The sequence below is a fragment of the Mesorhizobium sp. NFR06 genome (assembly GCF_900115245.1).
Lineage (GTDB): Bacteria > Pseudomonadota > Alphaproteobacteria > Rhizobiales > Rhizobiaceae > Mesorhizobium.
Genome location: NZ_FOVT01000003.1, coordinates 402,220 through 428,832, shown reverse-complemented (window position 1 = coordinate 428,832; position 26,613 = coordinate 402,220). Strand labels below are relative to the sequence as shown.

The following is a 26,613-nucleotide window of genomic DNA, read 5'->3' as shown; positions in this document are numbered from 1 at the left end:
CATGAACGCCAGAGCCGAAATCACCCAGCGCTATATCGACGCCGATCCGTATCCATGGCCCTACAATGGCGAACTTCGCCCCGACAACACGGCGTTGATCATCATCGACATGCAGACCGATTTCTGCGGACCGGGCGGCTATGTCGACCATATGGGCTACGACCTGTCGCTGGTGCGGGCGCCGATCGAGCCGATCAAATCGGTGCTGTCGGCCATGCGCGCGAAAGGCTACACCATCATCCACACCCGCGAGGGCCACCGGCCCGACCTCGCCGACCTTCCCGCCAACAAGCGCTGGCGCTCGCGCCGCATCAATGCCGGCATCGGCGATCCAGGACCCTGCGGGCGCATCCTGGTGCGCGGCGAGCCCGGCTGGGATATCATTCCCGACCTCTACCCGGCCGAGGGCGAGCCGATCATCGACAAGCCGGGCAAGGGCTCGTTCTGCGCCACCGACCTGGAGCTGATCCTCAACCAGCGCGGCATCGAAAACATCGTGCTCACCGGCATCACCACCGATGTCTGTGTCCACACCACCATGCGCGAGGCCAACGACCGTGGCTTCGAATGCGTGATACTGGAGGATTGCTGCGGCGCGACCGACTACGGCAACCATCTCGCCGCGATCAAGATGATCAAGATGCAGGGCGGCGTCTTCGGCGCGGTGTCGAATTCGGCGTCCTTCGTCGCGCAGCTGCCGTGAGGAAGCCAGGATGAGCGGGATCACCGGCAAAAAGGCCGTCGGCGTCGAGACCATCGGCATGACCATGCGTTTCGGCGCCTTCACGGCGCTGGACGATGTCTCCATCAAGGTGCCGGCCGGATCCTTCCACGCACTGCTCGGCGAGAACGGCGCCGGCAAGTCGACGCTGGTCAAATGCATGATGGGGTTTTATCACCCGACCGCCGGCGACATGCTGGTCGACGGCCGCGAGGTGGCGATCGCCAGCCCACGCGATGCCTCCGCACTTGGGCTCGGCATGGTCTACCAGCATTTCACGCTTGTCCCGTCGCTGACCGGCGCCGAGAACCTCGTCATTTCGCGCGAGAAGGTTCCCGGCGTGATCGACTGGCGCAAGGAGCGCAGCGAGCTTGCCGTGTTCATGGATCGGATGCCGTTCAAGCTGCCGCTCGACGTCAAGGTGGCCGAGCTCGCCGCCGGCGAGAAGCAGAAGCTGGAGATCATCAAGCAGCTCTATCTCGGCCGCTCGTTCCTGGTGCTGGACGAGCCGACCTCGGTGCTGACCCCCGGCGAGGCGCAGGAAGTGCTTGGCCTGGTGCGCGCCATGACAAAAACGGGCGACCTGACCGTGCTGATGATCTCGCACAAATTCCATGAGGTGACGGCATTCGCCGACGACGTCAGCGTGCTGCGCAAGGGCAGGCTGACCGGCACCGGCGGCGTCGTCGACCTCGACCGCAAAGCGATGGCGGCGATGATGATAGGCGATCAGCCGATCGCCACGCTCGACAGCCGCGCCGAACCGAAGCCGGACGCAGAGATCGTGCTCAAGGTAAAATCGCTGAAGGCGCCGGACCGCACCGGGCTGAAGTCGATCCGGATCGAGGATCTCGGTGTGCGCTCCGGCGAGATCGTCGGCATCGCCGGCATTTCCGGCAACGGCCAGAAGGAATTCCTCGAAGTGCTGGCAGGGCAGCGCCCCCGCGATGCCGGCGATATCATGGTGCGCGGCGCCGCCTATGCGGCGACGCGCGCCGAGGCGCGTGCGCTCAATGTGCGCCTCATTCCCGAGGAGCCGCTGAAAAACGCCTGCGCGCCGAAGATGACGGTGGCCGAGAACATTTCTTTCCGCACCTTCGACATCGACAGCAACGGCAAGCCGGTGAACTGGATCAGCGCCAGCGCCATCAAGGCATTCAGCGCCAGGCTGGTCGAGCAGTTCAAGGTCAAGACCGCATCGCTTGCCTCGCCAATCGCCTCGCTGTCGGGCGGCAATGTGCAACGCGCCGTGCTTGCCCGCGAGCTCACCGGCGAGGTCGACCTGCTGATCGTCTCCAATCCGTGCTTCGGCCTCGACTTCTCGGCTGTGGCCGAAATTCGCGCCCGCATCATGAAGGCGCGCAATGCTGGTGCCGCCGTGCTTTTGATGTCGGAGGATCTCGACGAACTGCTTGAGCTTTCAGACCGCATCTTCGTCATGTCCGACGGTGCGCTGGTCTACGAGACGCCGATCGCGCAGGCCAGTGTCCAGACCATCGGCGAGCACATGGCGGGACATCACTGATGGCGGAAATCGCAGCCCAGCCATTTCCGTTCGCCTTTAAGCCGCAGACCATGGCGCTCGTCGTCATCGACATGCAGCGCGACTTCGCCGAGCCCGGCGGCTTCGGCGCCAGCCTCGGCAACGACGTCAGCCGGGTGACCGCGATCGTGCCGACGGTGAAGAGATTGATCGAAGGCTTTCGCGCCGCCGGCCTGCCGGTGATCCACACCATGGAGTGCCATCGGCCCGACCTTTCCGACCTGCCGCCGGCCAAGCGCAATCGTGGCAATCCGTCGATCCGCATCGGCGATGCCGGGCCGATGGGCCGTGTGCTGATCGCCGGCGAGCCGGGTACCGCGATCCTCGGTGAACTTGCGCCGCTGCCTGGCGAGATCGTCATCGAGAAGCCGGGCAAGGGCGCTTTCTATGCCACCTCCTTCGGCGATGACCTGAAAAGGCTCGGCGCCGAGCAGCTGGTCTTTGCCGGCGTCACCACCGAAGTCTGCGTGCAGACGACGATGCGCGAGGCCAACGATCGCGGTTATGAATGCCTGCTCGCCGAGGATGCGACGGAGAGCTACTTTCCCGAGTTCAAGGCGGCGGCGATCGCCATGATCAGGGCGCAGGGCGCCATCGTCGGCTGGACGGCGACGACCGACCAAGTGCTCGAGGGAATTGCCAATGCCTAATCTTGCCTTTGCCGGCCTGCTCGACAGCGGTTGGCGCGATCTGGCGTTCGAGCATTTCCGCGACGGCATCAGCGTCCACTGGCTGCTGAAGGGCGGACCGGTCGAGCCGTCGGTCGCGATCCTGAAATACCGACCCGGCGCCGGCGTGCCGCGCCACCGCCATGTCGGGCTGGAAACCATCGTCGTGCTGGAAGGCACCCAGAGCGACGAGAACGGCGACTATCCTGCCGGCAGCTTGATCCTCAATCCGGTCGGGACCGAGCATTCGGTGTGGACGAGGGGCGGCTGCGTCGTGCTGATCCAGTGGGACCTGCCGGTGATCATTCTGGGGGAGACGAAATGAGTGATGTCCACTTCGACATAGCAAGTCTGCACGCAGCCTATCGGGACGGCGTCAGCGTCGGTGAGATGATCGATGCCGTCTATGCCCGCATCCAGGCAGCTGATGATCCGGGTATCTTCATCCATCTCGGCGGCAAGGCGGACCTCCTTGCCGCGGCCGAAGCGCTCGGCCCGTTCGACCCGGTGGCAAAGCCGCTGTGGGGCATTCCCTTCGCCGTCAAGGACAACATCGACGTCGCCGGCATGCCGACCACGGCGGCCTGCGCCGAATACACTTACTGGCCCGACAAGGACGCCACCGTGGTGGCGCGGCTCAACGCCGCCGGCGCGCTCGTCCTGGGCAAGACCAATCTCGACCAGTTCGCCACCGGCCTCGTCGGCGTGCGCACGCCCTGGCCGATCCCGCGCAACGCCATCGACGCGGAACTGGTGCCGGGCGGCTCCTCCTCGGGGTCGGCGGTGGCGACGGCGCGCGGCATCGTCTCCTTCGCGCTCGGCACCGACACCGCCGGCTCCGGCCGCATCCCCGCCGGCCTCAACAACGTCGTCGGGCTGAAGCCGACCGTCGGCGCGTTGTCGACGGCCGGCGTCGTGCCGGCCTGCCGCACCCTCGACTGCGTCTCGGTGTTCGCGCTGACCGTCGACGACGCCTATAAGGTGTTCTCGGTCGCGGCAGCGCGCGACGCCGTCGATCCCTATTCGCGCGACATCGCCGTCCAGTCGCTCGTCGCACGCCCGCCGGTGCTGAGCGTCGGCGTGCCTGCAAAAGCCGACCTGAAATTCTTCGGCGATGCGGCGATGCAGGCCGGCTTCGAGGCCTCGCTTGCCATGCTGTCGCGGCTCGGCTGCCGGCTGGTCGAAATCCCGTTCGGCGATTTCTACGCCACCGCCAACCTCCTCTATGAGGGCGCCTGGGTGGCAGAACGCTATGCCGCGATCCGCGATTTCATGGAAGCCAACGAAGCCGCCATGCATCCGGTGACGCGCAAGATCATCGGCGGCGCCAGGAAGCTGTCGGCGGCCGACGCCTTCCGTGGCCTCTATGCCTTGCAGGCCTACCGGGCCAAGCTTGCCCCGGTCATCGCCTCGGTCGACCTGTTCTGCGTGCCGACCGCGCCGACCCACTATTCGCTCGATGCCGTGCTCGCCGACCCGGTCGAGACCAACAGCCGGCTCGGCACCTACACCAATTTCGTCAACCTGCTCGACATGTGCGGCATCGCCGTGCCGACCGGTCGACGCGACGACGCCTTGCCGATGAGCGTAACCTTGCTGGCTCCTGCCGGCCGTGATGCGCTGACCGCGACGCTCGCCCGCGACCTGCACGCGGCGAGCGACCTGGCGCTCGGAGCCACGGGCTGGCAACAGCCGGGCCTTCTGCCGGCAGCGCCGTCAGCCGACGATGGCATGATCGACCTGGTGGTTGTCGGCGCGCATCTGTCGGGCATGCCGCTCAACGGCCAGCTTAGCCAGCTCGGCGCTCGGTTCTCGCGCGCGGCAAAGACATCCGCCGCCTACAGGCTCTATGCGCTTGCCGGTCAGTCAGTGCCAAAGCCCGGCCTGATCCGCGTGGGCGACAGCGGCACTGCGATCGACGTCGAGGTATGGCGGCTTTGTGCCGACACCTTCGGCCGTTTCGTCGCCGCCATCCCGCCGCCGCTGGGTATTGGCAGTATAGAGCTTGATGACGGCAGTACCGCCAAAGGCTTTCTAGTGGAATCCGCGGGCTTGCTGGGCGCTTCTGACATCTCGTCATTCGGCGGCTGGCGCCGCTTTCTGTCCGATCGCGTTCCTGCTTGAACGCTTCGTCGTCGGACGTTGCGAAGGCAAGAGCTGCTGGTGGCACCGATCGTTAAATCAACGTCGTCTCTGCAACCTCCGGGCCCACCATTGTCGTCACTTATCAACGCTTTATAGGGTGGTTCGCCAGGAGGCTCGCCAACAGGTTCGCCAAGCATCGGCTTGCGCGTCACGAGACGCACGGACTCGATCCATACCTTGCATGGCCAGCCGAACCTGCGAAGCTCGCGCGAATCGAGTTCGGCATGATCGATGTCGTCGTGACCAAGCACGTCCATAAGCTGTCTGGTTGAGGCCTCTGCTTCCGCCAGATAGACCTCGATTATGCTCGCGCGTCTCGAATAGCGCCGGCCGCATCGAGCAGACCGGCACGCCGTTCGCGCTCTACGACGATCCAGACAATGCCTTCATACATCTCCGGCCCAGCAGACTCTTTGATTTTGTTGTGGAAAATTGCTCTCGGCCCAAAACCTTTTGGACCCATTATGGGCATGACCTTGTTGCCGAACTTTGTCGCTGTCAATTTGACCGGCCCGCATTCAGCGAATATGGGGCTATATGTTTCGCCTGTTCGGACCAATGCGCTTCAAACGATGGACCACAGTCGATTGTGGGCCTGCCGGCAAATCAGACACTCTCCCGATCGCGCCGGCTGATAACCCCAAGCCCCCCGCCCATCAGTCGGCGCGTAGCCCGGCTTGCGAACCTCAATCCAACCCTAAAGCAAGCCGGGCTTCCATCCCATCGGAAACGTGACAAGTTGGACGGCCTATCGCGTCGAAGCAACTCCGCTCTGTCAGAGCGTGGGGCGCATTCCACCAGTCTTCATGGGATCCTTGATGGGCCGTACCAATCGACACTATCGTTCGAAAGGTTCTCCCAGCGAAGCCACGCCGTTGAGCTTGAGCAGACGCCGGTTCGAAGAGATGATGCCGAGCACGATGACGGTCACGAGATAAGGCAAGCTCGATAGAAGTTGCGAGGAAACGTCCAGCCCTGTTGCCTGGGCCGCGAGGCTTGCGAGGGACACGGCGCCGAAGAGGCACGCACCGAGGAAGATACGGCTGGCAAGCCAAGTGCCGAAGACGACGAGCGCAATCGCGATCCAGCCGCGCCCGGCGATCATGCCATCGGCCCAGAGCGGCGTGTAGACCACGGATGCGTAGGCACCGGCGAAACCCGCCAACGCGCCGCCGAAGGCGACCGCGGCGAAACGCACGGCGATCACCGGATAGCCGAGCGCATGGGCCGCCTTGGGGTTCTCGCCGACGGCGCGGACGACGAGGCCGGTCTTGGTGTAGGCGAACATCGCCCAGATGGCGACGGTCGCGGCAAGCGAAAGCCACACGACAACGTCTTGGGCGAACAAGCCGCCGATCACCGGGATATCCGAAAGCCCGGGCAATGAAAGCTTCGGGAGCCCCTTAACCGTGAGGCTCTCATAGCTCTTGCCGAACAGTGCCGAGAGGCCCTGGCCGAGGATGCCTATGGCAAGGCCTACCGCAACCTGGTTTGCGCGAAATCCCAGCGCGATGACGGCAAAGACAAGGGAAAGAGCCGCGCTGGCGAGGCCCGCGGCGAGGAAACCGAGGAGATGCCCGCCGCCTTGATAGACGATAATGAAGGCGATGACGGCGCCGAGGGCCATCAGTCCCTCCACCCCGAGATTGAGGACGCCGGCCCGCTCGGCCACCAGTTCGCCGAGCGCCGCCAGGAGAAACGGCGTAGCCGCCGCCAGCATCCCGGCGATGATGAACTCGACGGCGTTCATGGCGAGCTTCCGTGGGCGGCATGGCGCCATTCGAACCGGTAGCGGACGAAGGCGATGGCGACGAGATAGGCGAGCAGCAGGCTGCCCTGGAAAACCCTGACCGCAGCGACCGGCAGATTTGCCGAGACCATGGCGTTATCGCCACCGATATAGAGGGCCGCCATGAGCAACGCGGAAAAGGCGATGCCGACCGGGTGAAGGCCACCGAGATAGGCCACGATGATGGCGGCATAGCCGTAGCCGGTCGAGATGGAGCGCTGCAGCTGGCCGAGCGGCCCGGCCACCTCGGCCGCTCCGGCGAGGCCTGCCGCGAAACCGCCGATGAGCAGGGAAAGCCAGATCGCGCGTCCTTCGTTGAAGCCGGCGTATCCGGCTGCGCGCGGCGCGAGGCCGCCGACCTGCAGCTTGAAGCCGGCGAAACTCCTCTGCATGAAGACCCAGGCCGCAAGGGAGAGCGCGCAGGCGATAAGCAGCGAGACGTTGACGCGGGTGCCGGGAATCAGGATCGGCACCATCGCGTCGGACTGGAACATCACCGATTGCGGGAAGTTGAAGCCGTTTGGGTCCTTCCAGGGGCCGAGAAGCAGGTAGTTGAGCAGTTGCGCGGCAACGAGCGCCAGCATGAGCGATACGAGAATCTCGTTTGCATTGAGCTTCACGCGCCAGAAGGCCGTGAACGACGCCCACAGCGCGCCGCCCAGCGCACCGATGACAAGCATGGAGGGCCAGATCCATTGGCCCGTTGCCTCTGGGAACCAGATGGGAATGGCCGATGCGAAGATCGCGCCGAGGATGAACTGGCCCTCGGCGCCGATGTTGAAGACCTTTGCGCGAAAGCCGATCGCAAGTCCCTGCGCGATCAGCAGGAGCGGCCCGGTCTTGAGCAGGACTTCCGAGAACGAGGCCCAGGACAGGAAGGGCTCCAGTAGCATCGCGTGGAAAACGGCTACCGGATCGCGGCCCATCAGGAGGTAGAGCCCGAGATTGAGAAGCGTCGCCAAGGCGAGCGCGACGGGCGGGGCGATCAGTTTGACGGGAAGCGAGGCATGCTCCCGGCGTACCAGAACCGGACGGAGCGGCGCGGACAGAGCGCTCATGCAGGGACCTTTTTGGCCGTCGAATGCGCTCCGATCATGTAGCGGCCGATCTCCTCCGGTCTCGTGTCGCGCGTCACCAGCGGCGGGCTCAGCCGGCCCTGATGGATCACCTGGATCGAATCGCAGAGTTCGAACAGCTCCTCCAGTTCCTCCGAGATGACGAGGATAGCCATGCCTTCGTTGCGCAGGGCAACGAGGCGCCGGCGGATGGCAGACGCGGCGCCGATGTCGACGCCCCAGGTGGGTTGCGCCACGAACAGCAATTGCGGGGACAGCATGATCTCTCGGCCGACGATGAACTTTTGCAGATTGCCGCCCGAAAGCGCGCCGGCCTCCGCTTCCGAACCGGGCGTGCGCACGTCGTATTGCCGGATGCAATCCTCGGTGAAAGCCTTCACCTGGTTCGTGTCGACGAGGCCGCGTTTCAACAGGCCGAACGGATGGGCGGTCAGAAGGCTGTTGAGTATGAGCGACATTTCCGGCACGGCGCCGCGGCCGAGCCGTTCCTCGGGAACGAAGGCGAAGCCCAGTCGCCGGCGGGCGGCCGCGTCGAGCGCGCCGACATCCTTTCCCATCATGTAGATAAGGTTGGACTGTTGGCGCGGCAGCACCGTTTCACCTGAAATCAACGCTGCGAGTTCACTCTGCCCGTTGCCCGATATGCCCGCGATCCCGAGGATCTCGCCGGCCCGGACCGTCAGGCTGACGTCGGAAAGCGCCACGGCGAAGGGATCGTCCGGCCGATGGTCGAGGCCGACGATTTCGAGGCGCTTTTCACCGCCGGAATGCGCAAGCGCCGGCATGGGCTGCGGCATGTCGCGGCCGATCATCATCCGGGCAAGGTCGTGCGCGTCGTGGTCGCGCGGGTCGATGCGGCCGGTGATGCGCCCGCTGCGCAGGATGGTCGCGCGGTCGCAGACCGCTCGGATCTCCTCCAGCTTGTGCGAGATGAACAGGATCGATACGCCGCTGTCGCGCAGCCGCCGCAATGTCTCGAACAGCTTGTCCACCGATTGCGGGGGCAGGACGGAGGTCGGTTCATCGAGGATCAGGAGTTGGGGTTCGGTCATCAGGCAGCGGATGATTTCCACCCGCTGCCGCTCTCCGACAGAGAGCGCGTGCACATGGGCGAGCGGATCGACTTCGAGTCCGAAGTCGCGGCCGAGCATGCGGATGCGATCCGCAAGATCCGATTTGTCCCTGGGCACGACCAGCCGGATGTTCTCCACCACCGTCAGCGTCTCGAACAAGGAGAAATGCTGGAAGACCATGCCGATCCCCTTGCGCCTCGCTTCCGCCGGGGAAGCGAGGGCCAGGGGTTCCCCTTTCCAGGTCGCCGTTCCGGCGTCCGGCTGCTCGACGCCATAGATCAGCTTCATCAGCGTCGACTTGCCCGCTCCGTTTTCCCCGAGGATCGCATGGATCGAGCACGGAGCCACATCCAGATCGATGTCTCTATTGGCATGGATTTGGCCGTAGCTCTTGGAGATGCCGCGCAGCGACAGGAGCGACGTGGTCATGGTCACTTGGGCAGCGGCGAGGTGACACCCTTGACGTGCCAGTCCATGGCGACGATCTCGGCATCGGTCATCGTTTTGCCGGCGGGGACTCCCTCGCTGCCGTCGGCCTTGGCGAGCGGACCGGCAAAGGGCGAGAAGCTGCTGCCGGCGATCTTGGCTTCAACCTCTTTGATCCTGTTCATCATGTCGGCCGGGATACCCGGGTTCCAGTCAACGACCTCTACAACCTTGTCGCCGACACCCAGGAAAGCGTTGGCGCCCTTGAACTTGCCGGCGAGGTGGGCGTCGACCGAGGCTTTGAAGAAGGGTGACCAGTCGGTCGCCACGCAGCCGAGATAAGTTTTAGGCGCATATTTCTTCATCGACGAATTGAGGTTGAAGGCAGGGACGCCGGCCTCCTCGCAGGCCGAGACGACGGAGGGCGTGTCCTGGGCGTTGGAGAAGATCACGTCGCATTTCTGCGCCAGCAGAGCCTTGGCGGCTTCCTGCTCCTTGGCCGGATCGAACCAGGAGTTCACCCATACGACCGAAACCTCGACATCGGGTTTCACCGCTTGCGCGCCCAGCGTGAAGGCGTTGATGGAGGTGATCAGTTCGGGAATGGCGAAGGCGGAGACCGAGCCGAGCTTGCCGGTCTTTGAAAGCGCGGCTGCCGCCATGCCCATCAGGTAGGTACCCTGGAAATATTGGGCCGCGAAGGGCGAGAAGTTCGGCGCTACCTGGAAACCGGAAGCATGCAGCACGGTGACGTGGGGGTTACGGCGCGCGATCTGCAGGGCACCGTTCTGGTAGCCGAAGGAACCGGCGATCAGGAACTTGTTCCCGTCGGCGACCACCTTGTTCATGATGCGGTCGGCATCGGGTCCCTCCTGTATGTTTTCGATGATGGTGACCTTCACCTTGTCGCCATAGGCTGCCTTCACCGGCTCGAGCCCGTCGGCGAGCGCACGGCCCCAGCCGACATCGCCGACCGGCGACGGGACCACGAGCACGATGCCCAGAGGTTCGTCGGCGGCAAGCGCGCGGCCACCCACCGCTGCGACGAGGCCGGAGGCGGCCGCGCCCTTCATCAATGTTCTGCGAGTAAGATTTGTCAGCATGTCGGTTCCCCTTGTTTTCGGTTTCTAGAATTTCACGGTCGCGAGCGCCGCCTCGGCTTCCGCGAACAGCCGCGCCTCGTCGAGCCCCGGGAACTCGCCCTTGGCCCAGACGATGCGGCCGTTGATCATGGTCATGTCGGTCGGCATGCCGATGCCCACCTTGGTAAGCAGGCTCAGCGGATCGTGCCGCGTGCCGACATAGTCCATGCGCCGCGTGTCGATGGCGAAAAGGTCGGCAGCCATGCCGGGCGACAGCCTGCTGATGTCGCCGCGCCCGAGCAGCGCCGCGCCCCCGGTCGTCGCATAACCGAGAAAATCGGCCGGCGGCGGAACGGGATGGTCGCGTGACGATGCCGACAGACATTGCAGCATGTAGGCGGAATGGATGCAGTGCATCAGGTTGGAATTGTCGTTCGAGGCGGCACCGTCGCAACCCAGTCCTATGCTGAGGCCGAAGGCCGACATCGCCGGGATATCGGTGATTTCGGCGCCGACGAGATAGACCGGCTCAGGGCAATGCGAGACGCCGGTGCCGCTCGCGGCCATTTTGCGCAGCTCGTCGTGGGTCAGCTCCCAGCAATGGGCATAGAAGGCATCCGGCCCGCAGAAGCCGATCTCCGCGCAGTAATCCACCGTCCGCATGCCGTGACGGTCCTCGATGACCGGGCTTTCGCCCTCGCCGACATGGGTATGCATACGCACCCCGCGGTCGCGCGCCAGCGCCACCGATTCCACGAAGGTCTCGCGATAGCAGTTGACCGGCTGGCAGGGCGCGACGGCGACCTGGCGCATGCTGAAAGGAGCGGCATCATGGTAGGCGTCGATCAGCCGGGCGCAATCGGCGATGAACTCGTCCGTCGTCTCCAGCATGGCATCGGGGATGGTCGAGCCTTTCGATTTCGGCAGCGTGTTGCCGCCGCGTCCGGCATGGAAGCGCATACCGAGGAGTTCGGCTGCTTCGAACTGCCGGTCGATCAGCCGCTTGCCGGCCTTCGCCGGAAAGCAATACTGATGGTCGAATGCGGTCGTGCAACCGTGCTTTATCAGCTCGGCCATCGCCGTGACCGAAGCGTGGTAGAAGCATTCCTCGGTCAGCCGCGAGAAAATGGGATAGATGCGGTCGAGCCATTCGATGACCGACAACTTCGTCCAGTCCAGATCGGCGCGGTTGCGCACAAAGCATTGAAAGAAGTGGTGATGGGTGTTGACGAGGCCGGGATAGACGAACCAGCCGGCGGCGTCCTGCGAGACGGTCCCGACCGGCAACTCCCCCTTGTCGAGCCCTTCGCCGATGGCCCGTATCGCAGGGCCGTCGGTCAAAACATCGACATTGCGCCGGATGTCCGGACCGTTGCCCTCGTCCACGATGACCGCAGCGCAGTTCTTCAGCAAGTGGCCCGCCACGTCACGCCTCACCGGCATCGAGGACGGGCTCGGGCTTCAGTTCGTGCAGCCGGTGGATGCCGGGCATCTCGATGAAGCCCTCGAGACTGCGGATCGCCCGCGACCAGAGCCGGATCGAGGGATAGGGGTCGAGCGAAACGCCGCCGTCCGGCGCCAGGGCCACATAGGGAAAGCAAGCGACGTCCGCGATCGTCGGCCGGTCCGACGCGAGGAAGCGCTGGCCGCGGATATGCTGTTCGACGAGGCCGGCTTCCAGCTCCCGCAGGGCCGCCATCCCCTGCCACTGAAGGGTGGCGATATCGCCCGGACGCAGCAGCATCTCGTGCAAGCGCGCCGCCCCCAGGCTGCCGGTCAGCCGATGCGAGAAGGAAAGCCATTGCTGGACGCGTGCAGCCTGCAGAGCCGTATCGTTGCCCAGCCATTGCGGTGCGGCCTTCGCGGCGAGATAGACCAGCATGGCCGAGGATTCGGTCAGGATGAGGTCGCCATCCTCCAGGATCGGGATCGAACCCGCCGGATTGAGCGCCATGAGTTCGGGACCGCGATGCTCGGCGCCGGGATGGAAGTCGACGGGTCTGATGTCGAGTTTCACCCCGGTCAGCGCCGCCATCAGGCGGGCCTTGTAGCAACTCGGGGACAGCACGTAGTCGTAGAGCTTCATTGCGCCACCAGTTGCGCGCCGTAGATGTAGCCGTGGCGTTTCAGCCAGCGCCGGTAGGCAACCGATGTCAGGTCCGCCCTTGTGGGGATCTCCATGCCGGGATCGAGCGGCAGCAGCCTCGGGATCTGGTTTTCGAGAATCGACCGGTCCTGAAGGAAGATCGTCTGCTGGAAATGGATCAGGTCTGCCATCGATGTTTCGTCGTCGAACAACGCCATCCACGGCCAGACGTCGCACAGGTCTTCGGCAAGCGGCTGCACGAAAAGCGTGATGACGTCCCATTCACCCGGGCGCGGCGGGCAGGTCTTATAGAGGATCGAGCAGGTCGGCGCAGGCACGCGATACATGTATTCGGTGGTTATGCCGCCTTCCGCCGACTTGGCGGCCTGCGGCTGGTAGAACTTCACCTGGGTCGCCCAAACCTCGTCTTCGTCCTCCCGGATCTCGACTTTGTAGTTCGGGACTTCCGTGTGCGGTTCGGCCCCCAATATGTCCGTATGCACGAAGGGGAAATGCGCAATGTCCAGGAAGTTCTCCACCGCGCGCAGCGGCGAGCAGCGCACGCGCACAACCCCGACATCGACGAGCCGGCGGCCGGGCTGATCAGCCTCGGGAATGGCAAAGAGCGCCTTTTGCGGATCGCCGAGCGACGACCAGACATGGCCGTAGCGGATGCAGACCGGCAGGGCACGTCCGTTGCTGCCTGTGACCTTCGCGTTTCCGTCTGCGCCGAGCCTCACCCCGATCGGCTCGCCCATGAGCGCCGTCTGGCGCCCATGCGTGTCGAGCTGGCCGGCAAGGCCGACCGGATACCATTCGTCGATCATCGCGTTGCGGGTCATTGGGCGACCTCACTGCGCAGAATATCCTCGGCCTTCCGCCGTAGCGTCTCGGCTGCCCTCGACGCAGCGATACGCTTGGCCGGACCAGTGCCTTCGTCGACCAGAACATGCATCAGCGTCCGCGCTTTCCCCTGGGGGCTAAGCAGCAGCCGTAGGGCCTGGGCATTTTGCGCGCAGTCGAGCAGGCCTCCGTCGGCCTTCGTACCGGCGGCCGCCTCCAGAGCGGCAATGCCCGCCTCTACCATCATGGAGCGAAGAGGGGCTAGGCCGTCGAACCGCGGCGGCCGAGCGGTCGGTTCGCCTACGGAAATCCATATGATTCCGCCGCTGTCCTCGACGGGCTGTGTCGCGACACCAATCGTTTCCGGCGGCGTCAGCCCCGGATGGGCCGGAATGCGCAAGCAGTTTCCGGCCTGGGCATAGCTCCAACCGTGATAAATGCAGGACAGGGTCTCACCGCGCACGAAACCATGGGAAAGGCGCATGCCGCGATGAGGGCATCTGTCCGCGAAGGCCGCCGCGCGGCCGGACCGGCTTCGCCAAAGGGCAATCGGTCCGGCTGGGGTTTGCGCCGGCATTACGGTTCCCGCTGGCAAGTCCGCGGAGAGGGCAACCGGCATCCATGAGCCGGATGGATAGGGCAGCATGCATCAACTTTCGAACGACATCGACCCATCTTCCCAAATGCAGATTCGCGGTCAAGACATGCCGATCAGTCTGATCACGTTTGCACAATATTTTCGCACTGGCAACAATGCCCAAAAAAGAGGCAGAGACATGGTCCCAACCTAGCCCGATTCGTTCTCTGCCGGCGTCCGACGAATGGCCTCGACCCAGACATCGATTGGTCCAAGAGAGCACCCCATCTCCATCATATCGACCAGTTCCGCCGGACCGGCAACGTCGAGTTCGATGCGGTCGGGACCGGCAACGAATATTGCCTGCGCGAGGCCGAGCTTGGCGGCATGACGCTCGATCCACGGAAGAAAGGATGCCGCTTTGACATCGCCGAGGATTGTCATGCGCTCGCGCGTAAAACGTCGATCTTGCTCGTTCATGAAGGACCTTAGCAACGAAATTGATATACAGATACGTCGTATCCAATCACGTGGCTATACTGGGTCGCGCGCACGGCCTGCATCGTTGCGGCGCTATTGCCTGAGCGTTTGCAAGGCCTTTGTTTCGTCAGCGGCTGTCAGATCGGCAGCTCGCGGCAAACAGAATGCCGTTGCCGCCGAAAGCAGAGCTGCAATGGTGGTACCAGTACTAGCACCGGACGCGGCCGGGCCGGCTACGAACAATACCGGCGAGACTTCGCAAATCTGATCAAGGTTTGGGGTGGGATTTCCGCCAAGCCTCGTACTCGTCGCTCGCTGCGGGGTGCAGGGGATAGTAGCGTTGCAACGACCCACCCTGCATCAGCTTCTCGCGCGAGAACTCCTCCCAATCGTGGTGCTTCCGCGATTCTTCGATCACCTTCGGAGCCATTGCGACGGGAAGCACCACCACCCCATCGTCGTCGGCGACGATGATGTCGCCGGGGATTACCGTCACTCCGCCGCAGGCAATCGGAACGTTGACGGCATTGGGATAGATGCTCGTCTGCACGTGGTAGTTTGGCGTCCAGCCGCGCAGCCATAAGGGCAGATCGAGCTTTTCGACATTGGGCCGGTCGCGCATGCATCCATCGATGACGATGCCTGCGCCGCCTCTGCCCTTGAAATAGGTAGACATCATGTCGCCGAAGACGCCCGAGCTCATGTCGCCTCTCGCGTCGACCACGACCACGTCGCCCTCCTGCGCATGGTAGAGCACGTGCCGGTGCAGCTGCGTCTCTGGATCGGCGTATTCGCCCTCGTTGAACAGGTCGGGCCGCTGCGGCAGGAATTGCAGCGTCAGCGCCGGTCCGACGATCGATTTGCCGTGGTTCTGCGCCACCGGGCCGACCATGTGCGGATTGCGGAATCCCATGTGGCCAAGCGTGCCGGCAACTGTCGCGGCGCCGATCTCGCTTAGCGCGTCGATGAGGTCTTTGGGCGGCCGGATGATGTCGGGAGTATGCGTCATGATCGACTCCGGTTGGAATGGAACTACCAGTTGGTAACAGAACCGTCGCGGCGCTTGAGGTGAGGCGCTTCCCAGAAACGCAAGCTCTGGGCCTGGATCGCCTCTTCATTGACCTCTACGCCGAGTCCCGGCGCATCGCCGACCGGATAATCGGCGCCATCGAGCCGTGGTTGCACCGGGAAGAAATCGGAATTGTCGAAACCCAGCTTCCTCTCGGGTGCCCGGGTCTCGAGCCACGCGAAGTTCGGCACCGCGGCGGCCAGATGCACGGTCGCGGCCGTGCACACCGGACCGAGCGGATTGTGCGGCATCAGGTCCACGTAATGCGCCTCGCTCCAGCCGGCGACCTTCATCGCCTCGGTGAGACCGCCGACATTGCATACATCGAGCCGGTTGAACTGATGGATGCCGCGCTCGATGTAGGGCAGGAACTGCCATTTGCTGGCAAATTCCTCGCCGATGGCAAAGGGGATGTCGGTCATTTTGCGCAGGGATTCGTAGGCTTGCGGTGTCTCGTCGCGTATCGGCTCCTCGAGGAAGTCAAGCACGCCACGGCCAAGTTTGTTGCAGAAGCTCGCCGCCTCGGCCACCGACAGCCGATGGTGATAGTCGATGCCGAGGACGACGTCGTCGCCCAGCGCCGCGCGCGCCTTGTTCAACATATTCGCGGTGGCGCCGATCGACTCGCGCGGCTCGAAGAAATCCTTGCTGTTTTGCCCGAAGGGGAAGAAGCGGATCGCCTGCCAGCCCTGCGCGCGCAGTTCGCGAGCACGTTCGATGGCTGCATCGCCCTCGGCCTCGTCTCCGGTCGAGGCGAAAGTGGGAATGCGGTCGCGCTGTTTGCCGCCTAGCAGCTCGTAGACAGGCACTCCCAGCACCTTGCCCTTGATGTCGTGAAGGGCGATGTCGATAGCGGAAATCGCCGCCTGCAGAACGCGCCCGCCTTCGAAGTACTGGCTGCGATAAAGCTCCTGCCAGATGCGGCCGATCTGCATCGGGTCGCGGCCGATGAGAAATTCACGATAATGTTCGACCGCGCCGGCCACGGCCTTCTCACGACCGCTCAAGCCGCTCTCACCCCAGCCGAAGATGCCCTGGTCGGTCTCGACCTTGATGAGCATCTGGTTGCGCGTTCCCACCCAGACGGGATAGGGCTTGATCGCGGTGATCTTAAGCTTCGCAGTCATCCACGCCCCACGCGCATTTCCCGGTTCAGTCGGCCTCGAGGGCCATTTCGGTTTCACCGTCGAACAGGTGCATGCGCTCCTGGTCGAACTCGAGCCAGATCTGCTCGTCAGGTATGACTGCGATGTTGGGGGACACGCTGATGTTGACGATGGCGCCCGAAAGGAACGCCTGCACGAAGGTAACGTCTCCGGTTGGTTCCACCGTATAGGCCTTGGCCGGAATGGCGCCGGGGACGGCGCTCTTGTGCAGCCTGATCGTGGAATGTCGCGCACCGAGCACGACCTTCCTGGTCGTCGCTCCCTTGACCTTGCGCGCGTTGCGTTGTGACAGCCCGAGGCTCCAGCCTTCAGCGCTCGTCAGAACGGTGTCGCCGTTTGCCGTCGATGCCTCCAGCGGAATAAGGCTCATCGCCGGGCTGCCTACGAAGCTCGCAACGAACATGTTTACGGGATTGGCGAAAACTCGCGCCGGCGAATCGTATTGCTGCAGATAGCCGCCGTTCATCACAGCCATCCTGTCCGCCATGGTCACGGCCTCGAGCTGGTCGTGCGTCACATAGATGATCGTCGCCTTAAGGTCCTGATGGAACCGCTTGATCTCGGACCGCATCTGCACGCGCAGCTTTGCGTCGAGATTGGAGAGCGGTTCGTCCATCAAGAAGACAGCCGGGTCGCGGACGAGGGCGCGCCCCAGGGCCACGCGCTGCTGTTGTCCGCCCGAAAGTTCGCGCGGCCTGCGCTCGAGCAACTGCGTCATGTCGAGCACTCGCGCCGCTTCCTTGACCTTCCTGTCGATCTCGTGCCTGGGCAGCTTGCGCATCTGCAGCGGGAAGGCGAGGTTCATATAGACCGACTTTTGCGGATAGAGCGCGTAGTTCTGGAACACCATCGCGATGTCCCGGTCCTTGGGGTCGAGGTCGTTGACCACCCGGTCGCCGATGACGATGTCGCCCGATGTGATCGAGGTCAGGCCGGCGACGAGATTGAGCGTGGTTGTCTTGCCGCAGCCTGAAGGGCCGACAAGCGCTACGAACTCGCCATCATTAACCGTTAGCGAAACCTCGTTGACAGCTTTGAAATTGCCATAGGTCTTGACGAGATCTTTGAGGACCACGTGGGCCATCGGCAACTCCCTAGAGCGTGATGCCGAAAGGTGTGAAGCGGTTTTCGGACGACATCATGCTCTATCTCCTTGATCTGGAGCCGGATTCAGGTTTCAGGTCCGTTCGACCTGAAATCATCCGGCTCTAGTGCTTGACCGCGCCTTCAGTCAGGGCGCGTACGAAGTATCGTTGCAGGACGAGGAACAGCACCACGACGGGCACGCTCATCATGAAGCTGGCCGCCATCAGGCCTGGAAAGTCCGTCGTGTTTTCCGAGAAAAAGCGCTGGATGCCGACCGGCAGCGTCAACTGCTCGTTCTTGGAGAGGAAGGTGTAGGCGTAGATGTACTCGTTCCACGCGCCGATGAAGGAATAGATCGCCGTGGCGATGATCCCCGGCGCCGAGAGCGGCATCACGATCAGGATAAAGGCCTGGAACCGTGTCGCCCCGTCGATGCGCGCAGCCTGTTCGAGCTGCACCGGGATGTTGTCGTAGAAGCCCTTTAGCAGCCAGATTGCCAGCGGCAGGCCAAAGGTGAGGTAGGTGAGAATGAGCGAGCCATGCGTGTTCACCAGCCCGATCGCGCGCATCAGGATGAACAGCGGCACGAGAAAGATCACCGCCGGGAACATGTTTCGGAGCAGCACCGCGAAGAACAGGAAGTTCCGGCCCGGGAAGGTGAAGCGCGAAAACGCGTAGGCCGCGGGAACCGCCACGACCACCGAAAGGATGGTCGTGGCGGTGGAGACGAAAAGGCTGTTCCAGAAGAAGCGCAGGAAGTCCTGGCCGACGCTGTTCTGCGGGTCGAGCAGCTTCTGGTAGCTGGCAAGGGTAGGTTGGTCAGGCCACCATTGCGGCGGAAACTGCATCGCCGCGAAGCCGGACTTGATCGAGGTGAGCAGCATCCAGATCATCGGCAACGCCGTGTAGAGCAGCATGAACACCAGGAACGCGCGTCCGCCCCAGCGCCATCCGTCGATTCGCACGCGGCGTCGGGCCTGGTTTCGAGGGGCCGTCTCGGCAATCGTGCTCATGCGCTCCCATCTTTCCGCTCGTTGCCGCTCAGCGCACGGACGTAGAAGTAGCCGAGCGTCATCAGGATGAGGAACAGAAGTACCGAATAGGCCGACGCCACTCCCCAGCGCTGCCGGCCGAAGGCGAGCTCATAAATGTGGGTGATCCAGATATGCGATGCGTTCGACGGCCCGCCGCCGGTCATGATCCAGGGGATGATGAAGGAATTGAAGTTGGCGACCGCGAGCAGCAGGATCGTGATCGTCGAGACGTTTCTCAAATGCGGGAAAGTGACGTGCCAGAAGCGCTGCCATGCGTTGGCCCCGTCGACTTTCGCAGCGCGCAGCAACTGCTCGGGGACTGTCTGCAGACCGGCCATCATCATGATCATGGCGAACGGAAACTCGCGCCAGATGTTGACGACGATGAGGGAGGGCAGCACCGTGCTGACGCTGTCGATGAAATTCGGCGGCCGGTCGGCCAATCCGAGGCCGACGAGCACCGCGCCGATGATGCCGAAGTCCGAATGGTAGATCCACTTCCAGATGTAGGAGGCGGCGACGGCGCTGATCACCCAGGGAATGATCAGGATAGCGCGCAGGACGCCACGGCCGATAAATTCACGATGGAGCGCCAACGCGGCGGCAGATCCCAGCACAAAGGAGACGAAAGTGGATCCCAGTGTCCAGATGAGAGTGTTCCAGGTAACCTTCCAGAACACCTGACTTGTGAGAATAGCGGTGTAGTTGTCGAAACCGACGAAGATCTTGTCCCGCAGCTGCAGGCCGGGCGGCGTGTTGAAAAAAGACAGTTCGATCGTGTAATAGATCGGATAGGCGATGACGATCAGCATCACGGCGATCGCAGGCAGCACGTACGCGTAGTCGGCGCGGTGCTCCCAGACCTGGCTGAGCACGCCGGACCTGTCGGGCTGCAATGTTGCGCGGGCCTCGGCCTTACCGGTCGCGATCGTCACTGTGGCGCGCCCTTATTGTTCTTCGGAAGAACCGGCCGCGCCCTCGGCGCAGCCGGTGAGATCATCGATCAGGCTTCGGCTAGAGGCCGCCGCCCATCAGGTCTTTTACCTTCTTGGCCGCGTCGTCCGCTGCCTGGTCGACGGTCATCGCTCCAGTCAGCGCGTTCTGCAGCATATCCGGGATGATGATGTTCATGATCTCGGGCGATTGCGGCAGCGCCGGGAACGGGATGCCGTATGGCAGCATCGAGGTCGTGACATCGAGGAACTTGATGTTGTCCAGACGTTCCTTCATCCATTTGGTCTTGAAGCCGTTGAGGTTGCCGGGGTTCGAACCGGCATAGGCCATCTTCAGCGACCATTCAGGGCTCGTCCACATGCAGATGATGGCCTTTGCAGCGGGCTCGTCCACCTTGCCGCCCTCGACATATTCAGGCTTCAGGATGTGAATGTTCGAGCCGCCGAACACCACCGCGCGCTTGCCGTCGGGGCCAGTCGGAATCAGGCCGTAGCGCATGTTGTCGATGACCGTCTGTGCCTTGTCCTTGTCGGCACCCGTCGCCTTCTTCTGCAGGTCCAGCATGACGTTGTAGTCGGACGGGTGCGAGATCATCATGCCGAGCTGGCCGGCCAGGAACAGGGGCTGGTTATCGGCTTGCTGGTTGGTCAGCGCCGAAACCGGAACCGACTTGTCGCGAACATACATGTCGTAGGACGCTTGCAGCGCCGCCTTGCTCTGCGGGCTATCGAGCTCGATCTTCTTATAGGTCGGGCTGGCGGTGGTTTCGTCGAAGACGCCGCCGCCATAGGCCCACAACTGCGGCATGAAGCGGTACGGCGTGTTGCCGGCATTCTTGCGCGCCACGAGGCCGTAGCCGGCAATGCCGAGCTTGTCGTGGATCTGCTTGGAATATTTTACGACGTCGTCCCAGGTTGCCGGGGGCTTGTCCGGATTGAGTCCCGCACGCTTGAAGATGTCGGCGTTCCAGATGAACGCCATCGTCTCGTTGTTGGTCGGAATGCCGTAGGTCACGCCGTCCCAGGTGACGGCCTTCATGGCGCCGGGCCAGAAATCCTCGGTCGAATAGCCTACGTCCTCGGGCTTCAGCGGCTGCAGATAGCCCTTCGAGGCGAACTCGGTACCGCCCAGGATCTGCAGGCGCACCGCCATCGGCGCGGCATTGCCGAGCAGCGCCGTGCGGAATTTGTCGAGAAGGTCGTTATAGGTGAGGGCTTGTTCCTCGAGCTGGATGTTCGGATAGGTCTTACGGAAGGTCGCGAAGAAATCCTTGTAGTATTGGCGCAGGAGGTCGGGGTCGCCCTCGAACACGCCCTGATACCAGAAAGTCAGACGCCCCTTGTAGTCGAGCGGAGTGACCTTGGCGCAATCGGCCGCGGTGTCAAAATCCTGCGTGCCCGCGATCGAGCGCACATATTCCGGCGACCACTTGCTCAGGTCGACCGGTGGCGCAGCCAGCGCCGGTGCCGACATCAACGATGCCACTAAGGCAGTAGAGACAGCGCCGCGCAGGACGGCACCGCCGAGTCTAATCCTCCTCATAGGTCTCCTCCAGGTTCTCTCCCATGCCGCTCTGCATCGAGGCAAGCGGTCCTTGCTCATTCGATCGAGGGACAGTTCCGGTTCTATGTATCCCTTCGATCACTTTGTACGTTTTCAGATCGCAGATTGCCTGTCAACGAGGAGAATCGTACATTGTTTTATCGATGTCGAGCGTGATATAGGGCAGGGTGTGTATTGACTTGGGGGAACTGGCCTTGGCCGAAACCAGCGATTTTAAAGCGGAGCCACCCGCGGGGATTGACCCGATCGGGGCCTCCAGCGAGGGCGCCTCGCTTTATGAACTGATCAGGGAAGACATCATCGAGGGACGGCTAGCCGCCAACGAACGGCTCGTGGTCGCCGATCTCGCCCGGCGTCACGGCACCTCGACCAACCCCGTGCGCGAGGCCCTGCAGCTGTTGCGCGGGGAGGGCTTTGTCATCTTTAGCCCTAACCGGGGGGCGCGGGTACGACCCATAGATCAGGATTTTGTCCGGGATATCTACGAGATCGGTGTGCTGATCGAACCGGCCCTGACGCGATGGTTTGTCAATATGGCTACCGCCGAGGACATCGCTGAACTTGAGCGTATCCAGGGTCTGATTGAAGAAAACAACTTCGCCGACACGTTCAGGCACAGTGAACTCGATACCGCCTTCCACACGGTGATGTACCAGCGCCACTACAACCGCCATGCCGCCGAGCTTTGGTGGAAACATCGCGAAGTGCTGCGAGCCGTGAGCCGGCGTTTCAATTTCACGCTCGCGCGGCGGGCCGCGATCATTCGCGAGCACCGCGAACTCATCGCGCTCGTAAAGGCCGGGGAAGCCGACAAGGCGGCTGAACTCATCTCCCGCCATGTCGAGGGTTCCGGCCGGCATGTTCTCGAACAGATGCGCGCGCGCAACGCCGCTCGGGCCGGATAGGATATTCCGTTCATCTTCCCATGTTGATTTCAGACAAAGGCAGCTGAGATGAAAATCACGAGCGTTCGGCCGTGGCTGATCAAGTCCGATGCATCCTATTGGGGAGAGTATCTGTTCATCGAGGTGACGACCGACGAGGGCGTGAGCGGCTGGGGGGAGATCACCACCACGACCAGGTTGGCCAACCGCGCTCTGTGCACGATCCTGCGTCAGATCGGCGCCGCCGTGGCGGGCGAGGATCCAGCGCGTATCGAGCATCTCTGGCACAAGATTTTCCGCAGCTTCACCTATATGGGCAGCCGTGGCGCCGCCGTCGAATGCGTAAGCGCCATCGACATAGCCCTCTGGGACATCCGAGGCAAAGTCCTCGGCAAGCCGATCTACGACCTGCTGGGCGGGCCGGTACGCGAGGAAATCGCCCTCTACACCCACCCCAACCAGGCGAAATTCACTAGCAAGGAGGGCGTAGTCCGCGAAATTCGCGATATCGTCGAGTCCGGACATACCGCGCTCAAGTTCGATCCCTTCCCACACCAGGGTCGCACCGCCGATGGCGGATCCCGCGAACAGCGAGACGGCTACCTCGATGGCGGCATGACCCGCAAGGATGAGCGCGAAGCGGCCGAACTGACGGCCTTGATCCGCGAAACGGCGGGGCCCGATGTCGACATTCTCATCGATGCGCATGGCCGCTTCGACGTCCCTACCGCCATTCGCCTCTGCCGCAGCCTCGAGGAAGCCGGCCAGATCGACTGGTTCGAGGAACCCTGTCCGCCCGAGAGCCTCAACGCGCTCAAGCAGGTGCGTGAGAAGGTCACTGCAGCCATATCGTGGGGCGAGCGCGGGCACACGAAGTGGGATTTCGTGCCAGTGCTCGAAAACAAGCTCGCCGACTACATCATGCCGGACGTCACCTGGACCGGCGGCATCACCGAGCTCAAGAAGATTTCCGCCTTGTGCGAAGCCTACTACGTCCCGGTCTCGCCACATGACGCCGCGGGACCGATCAACGTGGTTGCGGGAGCGCAGGTGATGATGACCGTTCCCAACTTCTACAAACTCGAAACATCGGAGTGGAACCTGGGCAAATACGATCATCTCATCGATAGGGCGCTCGATGTTTCGAACGGCAGCCTCAAGCTGACGTCGAAGCCGGGTCTCGGTGTCGAGATGAACCGGGACTACCTGGAGGCCCACGAGATCGAGCTGGGCTAGCAACGACCTGTGCCGCGGCGCGCGGGGCATAAACCCATCGACCGGAACGAGGACAAGTCATGCCAAAGACGGGTGGAGCCGGCGAGGCTCTCAATCGGGTCAACACGAACTCCAAGCCATCCGACCTTCGCATCACCGACATGCGGGTGGCCGAAATCGTCGGCGCGCCATTCACCTCGGCGCTGCTGAAGATTTACACCAACCAGGGCATCGTCGGGCTTGGCGAGGTGCGCGACGGCGCCAGCGCCACCTATGCTCTGATGCTGAAGAGTCGGCTGCTTGGCGAGAACCCTTGCGACATGGATCGCCTGTTTCGCCGCATCAAGCAGTTCGGCGGTCACGGCCGGCAGGGCGGCGGAGTCTCGGCGGTCGAGATCGCGCTGTGGGATCTCGCCGGCAAGGCCTACGGCGTCCCGATCTACCAGATGCTCGGCGGCAAGTTTCGCGATCACGTGCGCGTCTATTGCGATACCGACGCCGAGAAACCGAGCGGCACCGAAACCGGAATGCGCCTCAAGGAGCGCATGAACCGCGGTTTCACCTTCCTCAAGATGGACCTCGGCTTGATGCAGATCGCCCATGTCCCGGGCGCCGTGGCCGCGCCCGCCGGCGCGCTCGAAGGCTTTTACGCCAATCCACGCGGCCGCGGCGGCGCGCTCGAGGAGCGCAAGGCTCGCAATCTCGCCTACGATGCGCAGAACGTGCAGCATCCGTTCACGGGCCTGCATTTCACCGAAAAGGGCATCGACCTACTCGAGCAGTATATCCACGAGGTTCGCGAGGTGATCGGATACGAGATCCCGCTCGCCATTGATCATCTCGGCCACATCTCGCTACAGGACGGCATACGCCTATCGCGCCGTATCGAGAAATACGTCCCCGCCTGGCTCGAGGACGTGATTCCCTGGCAGTACACCGAGCAGTATCGACAATTGCAGGAGGCCACCACGGTGCCGATCTGCACCGGCGAGGACATCTACCTCAAGGAGGGTTTCGAGCCACTGCTCAAGAGCGGCGGCCTCTCCGTTGTCCATCCGGACCTGCTCACCAGCGGCGGCATCCTCGAGACCAAGAAGATCGGCGACATGGCTCAAGACCATGGCGTCGCCATGGCGATCCATATGGCCGAAAGTCCGATCGCCGCGATGGCCGCGGCACATGTCGCCATCGCGACCGAAAACTTCATGGCGCTCGAATACCACTCCGCCGATGTCGACTGGTGGGACGATATCGTCACCGGCCTTGCCAAGCCGCTCGTCAAGGACGGCTTCATCACCGTTCCGGACAAGCCGGGCCTGGGGATCGACGATGTCGTCGACGAGGTGATCTCGCGGCATCTGCAGCCCGGTGTCACGGGGATATGGCAATCCACCGAGCATTGGGACAATGAATATAGCTGGGACCGGACCTGGAGTTAGCCCAGATCCCCTGCCCATTCCCCCCAGGCTCACAGGGCCGATGACCGACCATTCGTGTCGACCTCTCCCAGGGGAGAGGCGAAGAAAGAAACGGACGAAACCATGATCTACGAACTGCGTATCTATGACTGCCTGCCGGGCAGGCTGCCGGCTCTGCTCAAGCGCTTTTCCGACCAAACGCTGGCCATCTGGGAGAGGCACGGAATCCGCCAGGCCGGGTTTTTCACCACGGCGATCGGCGAAAACAGCAATCGCCTCACCTATTTCCTCGCCTGGGAATCGCTGGCCGAGCGTGAGGCGAAATGGGCTGCTTTCGTCACCGATCCGACATGGCACGAGTCTGAGCGCGACGGGCAGATCATTGCCAATATCAGCAGCCAGCTGCTCACGCCGACAGCTTTCTCGTCTGTGAAATAGGACTGCGCCATGAAGATTACCGACCTGCGCTGTGCCGTCATCGGCAAGCACCCGATCGTCCGCATCGTGACCGACGAGGGCCTTTATGGCCTTGGCGAAGTCGAGTTCACCAAGACCTACCTCAAGCCCTTTGTGCTGCATTTCCGCGAGGCGCTGATCGGCGAGGACCCGACCGATGTCGAGCGGGTGATGCTGAAGATCCGCCAACGCGGCTCGTTCAAGCCCTATGGAGCGGCGGTAAGCGCCATCGAGCATGCGCTGTGGGACATTGCCGGAAAGGCGGCGGGCGTGCCGGTCTACAAGCTGCTCGGCGGCAAGGTGCGCGACAAGGTGCGCGTCTACAACGGCTCGATCCGCCGCAACCGCACGGGTGACCGGCCGGAGGATTACGCCGCCGACGTCAAGTGGATGATGGAGCAGCCGCAGAATTTCTTCATGATCAAGCAGGGAATCTCGTTCCACTCCAACATGAAGGACACCGTCGAGGGCTTCCACTACGGCGTCACGCAAAAGAAGGCCGGCTATCACGGCGCCATGGATCAGGGCGTGATCAGCGAGCGCGGCTTCAACCACATGCTCGACTGCGTGATGGCGATGAAGGAGGTGCTGGGCGACAAGGTCGGCCTGGCGCTCGACTGCGGCCCGGGCTGGATGCTGCCCGATGCGATCAAGTTCGCTCGTGCCGTCGAGAGGTACAATTTGATGTGGCTCGAGGACATGCTGACCGGCGACTATGTGCCGTGGGTCAATCCGCAAGCCTATCGGGAGTTGACCACCTCGACCTCGACGCCGATCCATACCGGCGAGCAGATCTATCTGAGGCACAATTTCAAGGAGCTGATCGAAACGCAGGCGGTGCGCGTCATCGGCCCCGATCCCGCCGACATCGGCGGGATTGCCGAGCTCAAATGGGTCGCCGAGCACGCCTACATGCACTCGATCCTGATGGCTCCCCACGGCGTCGCGAACGGCCTGCTCGGCCTCGGCGCGTTGATCAATGTCTGCGCCACCTTGCCCGCCAATTACGTGGCGTTCGAGTATCCCAGCGCCTCGGACCCTTGGTGGAACGACATCGTCATCGGCCTACCCAGGCAGGTGGTGAAGGATTCGATGATCGATCTGCTCGAAGCCCCCGGGCTCGGCCTCGACATCGACGCCGAGGGCGCCAAGAAGTATCTGCTGGCGGAGGACGCAGGGTTCTTCGACTGATCCGGCACATCGAGCCGAGATGCACGCGTGTCGGCTGCCGTTGGTCCGAATACGAGAAGGATATGGCT

The 26,613-nt window shown here is 63.0% G+C and carries 25 protein-coding genes and 2 pseudogenes; 11 read left to right on the top strand and 16 right to left on the bottom strand.

Annotated features, from left to right (window positions below; translation table 11 throughout):
- Position 1 precedes the first annotated feature (1 nt).
- Genes F3H96_RS08800 through atzF form a run of 5 tightly spaced genes read left to right on the top strand, consistent with a single transcriptional unit; the run spans position 2 to position 5,056 of the window.
- A complete protein-coding gene (locus F3H96_RS08800) occupies positions 2-703 on the top strand; it encodes an isochorismatase family cysteine hydrolase (protein WP_149791546.1) in 702 nt (233 codons plus the stop codon).
- 10 nt (positions 704-713) lie between these two features.
- Positions 714-2,246 carry an ABC transporter ATP-binding protein gene (locus F3H96_RS08795; protein ID WP_149791545.1) on the top strand — a complete coding sequence of 511 codons (1,533 nt, stop codon included), beginning with the start codon at positions 714-716 and terminating at the stop codon, positions 2,244-2,246.
- Positions 2,246-2,914 carry an isochorismatase family cysteine hydrolase gene (locus tag F3H96_RS08790; protein WP_149791544.1) on the top strand — a complete coding sequence of 223 codons (669 nt, stop codon included), beginning with the start codon at positions 2,246-2,248 and terminating at the stop codon, positions 2,912-2,914. Before F3H96_RS08795 ends, F3H96_RS08790 begins: the two co-directional genes overlap by 1 nt.
- Positions 2,907-3,257, top strand: coding sequence for a cupin domain-containing protein (locus F3H96_RS08785; RefSeq protein WP_149791543.1), 351 nt, complete (start codon positions 2,907-2,909; stop codon positions 3,255-3,257). The genes F3H96_RS08790 and F3H96_RS08785 overlap by 8 nt, the downstream gene beginning before the upstream one ends.
- Positions 3,254-5,056 carry an allophanate hydrolase gene (gene atzF / locus F3H96_RS08780; RefSeq protein WP_149791542.1) on the top strand — a complete coding sequence of 601 codons (1,803 nt, stop codon included), beginning with the start codon at positions 3,254-3,256 and terminating at the stop codon, positions 5,054-5,056. Before F3H96_RS08785 ends, atzF begins: the two co-directional genes overlap by 4 nt.
- Positions 5,057-5,167: 111 nt before the next feature.
- Here the strand turns inward: atzF and F3H96_RS31015 are convergent.
- The 10 genes and pseudogenes from F3H96_RS31015 to F3H96_RS08730 all read right to left on the bottom strand — a co-directional run.
- A pseudogene (locus tag F3H96_RS31015) lies at positions 5,168-5,367 on the bottom strand (hypothetical protein); the annotation flags it as partial.
- A gap of 548 nt (positions 5,368-5,915) precedes the next feature.
- Positions 5,916-6,827, bottom strand: a complete 912-nt coding sequence (locus F3H96_RS08770) for an ABC transporter permease (protein ID WP_149791541.1) — start codon at positions 6,825-6,827, stop codon at positions 5,916-5,918.
- A complete protein-coding gene (locus F3H96_RS08765) occupies positions 6,824-7,924 on the bottom strand; it encodes an ABC transporter permease (RefSeq protein WP_149791540.1) in 1,101 nt (366 codons plus the stop codon). Before F3H96_RS08765 ends, F3H96_RS08770 begins: the two co-directional genes overlap by 4 nt.
- On the bottom strand, positions 7,921-9,444 hold the full coding sequence (locus tag F3H96_RS08760) for an ABC transporter ATP-binding protein (protein ID WP_149791539.1): 1,524 nt from the start codon (positions 9,442-9,444) through the stop codon (positions 7,921-7,923). Before F3H96_RS08760 ends, F3H96_RS08765 begins: the two co-directional genes overlap by 4 nt.
- A 2-nt stretch (positions 9,445-9,446) precedes the next feature.
- A complete protein-coding gene (locus F3H96_RS08755; RefSeq protein WP_188131334.1) occupies positions 9,447-10,541 on the bottom strand; it encodes a BMP family ABC transporter substrate-binding protein in 1,095 nt (364 codons plus the stop codon).
- A 27-nt stretch (positions 10,542-10,568) separates the two neighbouring features.
- The gene (locus F3H96_RS08750; protein ID WP_149791537.1) at positions 10,569-11,948 is read right to left on the bottom strand and encodes an amidohydrolase; all 1,380 of its coding nucleotides are present in this window, start codon (positions 11,946-11,948) and stop codon (positions 10,569-10,571) included.
- A 1-nt stretch (position 11,949) separates the two neighbouring features.
- Positions 11,950-12,609, bottom strand: coding sequence for a glutathione S-transferase family protein (locus F3H96_RS08745; protein WP_149791536.1), 660 nt, complete (start codon positions 12,607-12,609; stop codon positions 11,950-11,952).
- On the bottom strand, positions 12,606-13,451 hold the full coding sequence (locus F3H96_RS08740; protein ID WP_149791535.1) for an aromatic ring-hydroxylating dioxygenase subunit alpha: 846 nt from the start codon (positions 13,449-13,451) through the stop codon (positions 12,606-12,608). The genes F3H96_RS08745 and F3H96_RS08740 overlap by 4 nt, the downstream gene beginning before the upstream one ends.
- Positions 13,448-14,098: a Rieske (2Fe-2S) protein gene (locus tag F3H96_RS08735; RefSeq protein ID WP_149791534.1), complete on the bottom strand. Its 651-nt coding sequence runs from the start codon at positions 14,096-14,098 to the stop codon at positions 13,448-13,450. The genes F3H96_RS08740 and F3H96_RS08735 overlap by 4 nt, the downstream gene beginning before the upstream one ends.
- A gap of 141 nt (positions 14,099-14,239) precedes the next feature.
- Positions 14,240-14,509, bottom strand: coding sequence for an acylphosphatase (locus tag F3H96_RS08730; RefSeq protein ID WP_149791533.1), 270 nt, complete (start codon positions 14,507-14,509; stop codon positions 14,240-14,242).
- Between the two features lie 60 nt (positions 14,510-14,569).
- Here F3H96_RS08730 and F3H96_RS31010 point away from each other — a divergent pair.
- Positions 14,570-14,779: pseudogene (locus tag F3H96_RS31010) on the top strand (alpha/beta hydrolase); the annotation flags it as partial.
- Here F3H96_RS31010 and F3H96_RS08720 read toward each other — a convergent pair.
- The 6 genes from F3H96_RS08720 to F3H96_RS08695 all read right to left on the bottom strand — a co-directional run bounded on the left by F3H96_RS08720 (position 14,778) and on the right by F3H96_RS08695 (position 21,360).
- Positions 14,778-15,518 carry a ribonuclease activity regulator RraA gene (locus F3H96_RS08720; protein WP_149791532.1) on the bottom strand — a complete coding sequence of 247 codons (741 nt, stop codon included), beginning with the start codon at positions 15,516-15,518 and terminating at the stop codon, positions 14,778-14,780. The pseudogene F3H96_RS31010 and the gene F3H96_RS08720 sit on opposite strands and share 2 nt — an antisense overlap.
- A 23-nt stretch (positions 15,519-15,541) precedes the next feature.
- The gene (locus F3H96_RS08715; protein ID WP_149791531.1) at positions 15,542-16,705 is read right to left on the bottom strand and encodes a mandelate racemase/muconate lactonizing enzyme family protein; all 1,164 of its coding nucleotides are present in this window, start codon (positions 16,703-16,705) and stop codon (positions 15,542-15,544) included.
- Between the two features lie 25 nt (positions 16,706-16,730).
- Positions 16,731-17,828, bottom strand: coding sequence for an ABC transporter ATP-binding protein (locus F3H96_RS08710; RefSeq protein ID WP_149791530.1), 1,098 nt, complete (start codon positions 17,826-17,828; stop codon positions 16,731-16,733).
- A gap of 124 nt (positions 17,829-17,952) precedes the next feature.
- A complete protein-coding gene (locus F3H96_RS08705; RefSeq protein ID WP_149791529.1) occupies positions 17,953-18,843 on the bottom strand; it encodes a carbohydrate ABC transporter permease in 891 nt (296 codons plus the stop codon).
- Positions 18,840-19,799: a sugar ABC transporter permease gene (locus F3H96_RS08700; protein ID WP_149791528.1), complete on the bottom strand. Its 960-nt coding sequence runs from the start codon at positions 19,797-19,799 to the stop codon at positions 18,840-18,842. Before F3H96_RS08700 ends, F3H96_RS08705 begins: the two co-directional genes overlap by 4 nt.
- A 79-nt stretch (positions 19,800-19,878) precedes the next feature.
- Positions 19,879-21,360 (bottom strand): sugar ABC transporter substrate-binding protein, encoded by a 1,482-nt coding sequence (locus F3H96_RS08695; protein WP_149791527.1) that lies wholly within the window; start codon positions 21,358-21,360, stop codon positions 19,879-19,881.
- A gap of 215 nt (positions 21,361-21,575) precedes the next feature.
- Here F3H96_RS08695 and F3H96_RS08690 point away from each other — a divergent pair, with 215 nt between their 5' ends.
- From F3H96_RS08690 to F3H96_RS08670, 5 genes are all read left to right on the top strand, one after another.
- Positions 21,576-22,286, top strand: coding sequence for a GntR family transcriptional regulator (locus tag F3H96_RS08690; protein ID WP_149791526.1), 711 nt, complete (start codon positions 21,576-21,578; stop codon positions 22,284-22,286).
- 48 nt (positions 22,287-22,334) lie between these two features.
- On the top strand, positions 22,335-23,501 hold the full coding sequence (locus F3H96_RS08685) for a mandelate racemase/muconate lactonizing enzyme family protein (RefSeq protein ID WP_149791525.1): 1,167 nt from the start codon (positions 22,335-22,337) through the stop codon (positions 23,499-23,501).
- A 59-nt stretch (positions 23,502-23,560) separates the two neighbouring features.
- Positions 23,561-24,919, top strand: a complete 1,359-nt coding sequence (locus tag F3H96_RS08680; protein ID WP_149791524.1) for a mandelate racemase/muconate lactonizing enzyme family protein — start codon at positions 23,561-23,563, stop codon at positions 24,917-24,919.
- Positions 24,920-25,021: 102 nt separating this feature from the next.
- The gene (locus F3H96_RS08675) at positions 25,022-25,336 is read left to right on the top strand and encodes an NIPSNAP family protein (RefSeq protein ID WP_149791523.1); all 315 of its coding nucleotides are present in this window, start codon (positions 25,022-25,024) and stop codon (positions 25,334-25,336) included.
- 9 nt (positions 25,337-25,345) lie between these two features.
- Positions 25,346-26,545: a mandelate racemase/muconate lactonizing enzyme family protein gene (locus F3H96_RS08670; protein WP_149791522.1), complete on the top strand. Its 1,200-nt coding sequence runs from the start codon at positions 25,346-25,348 to the stop codon at positions 26,543-26,545.
- The last annotated feature ends 68 nt before the right edge of the window (positions 26,546-26,613 follow it).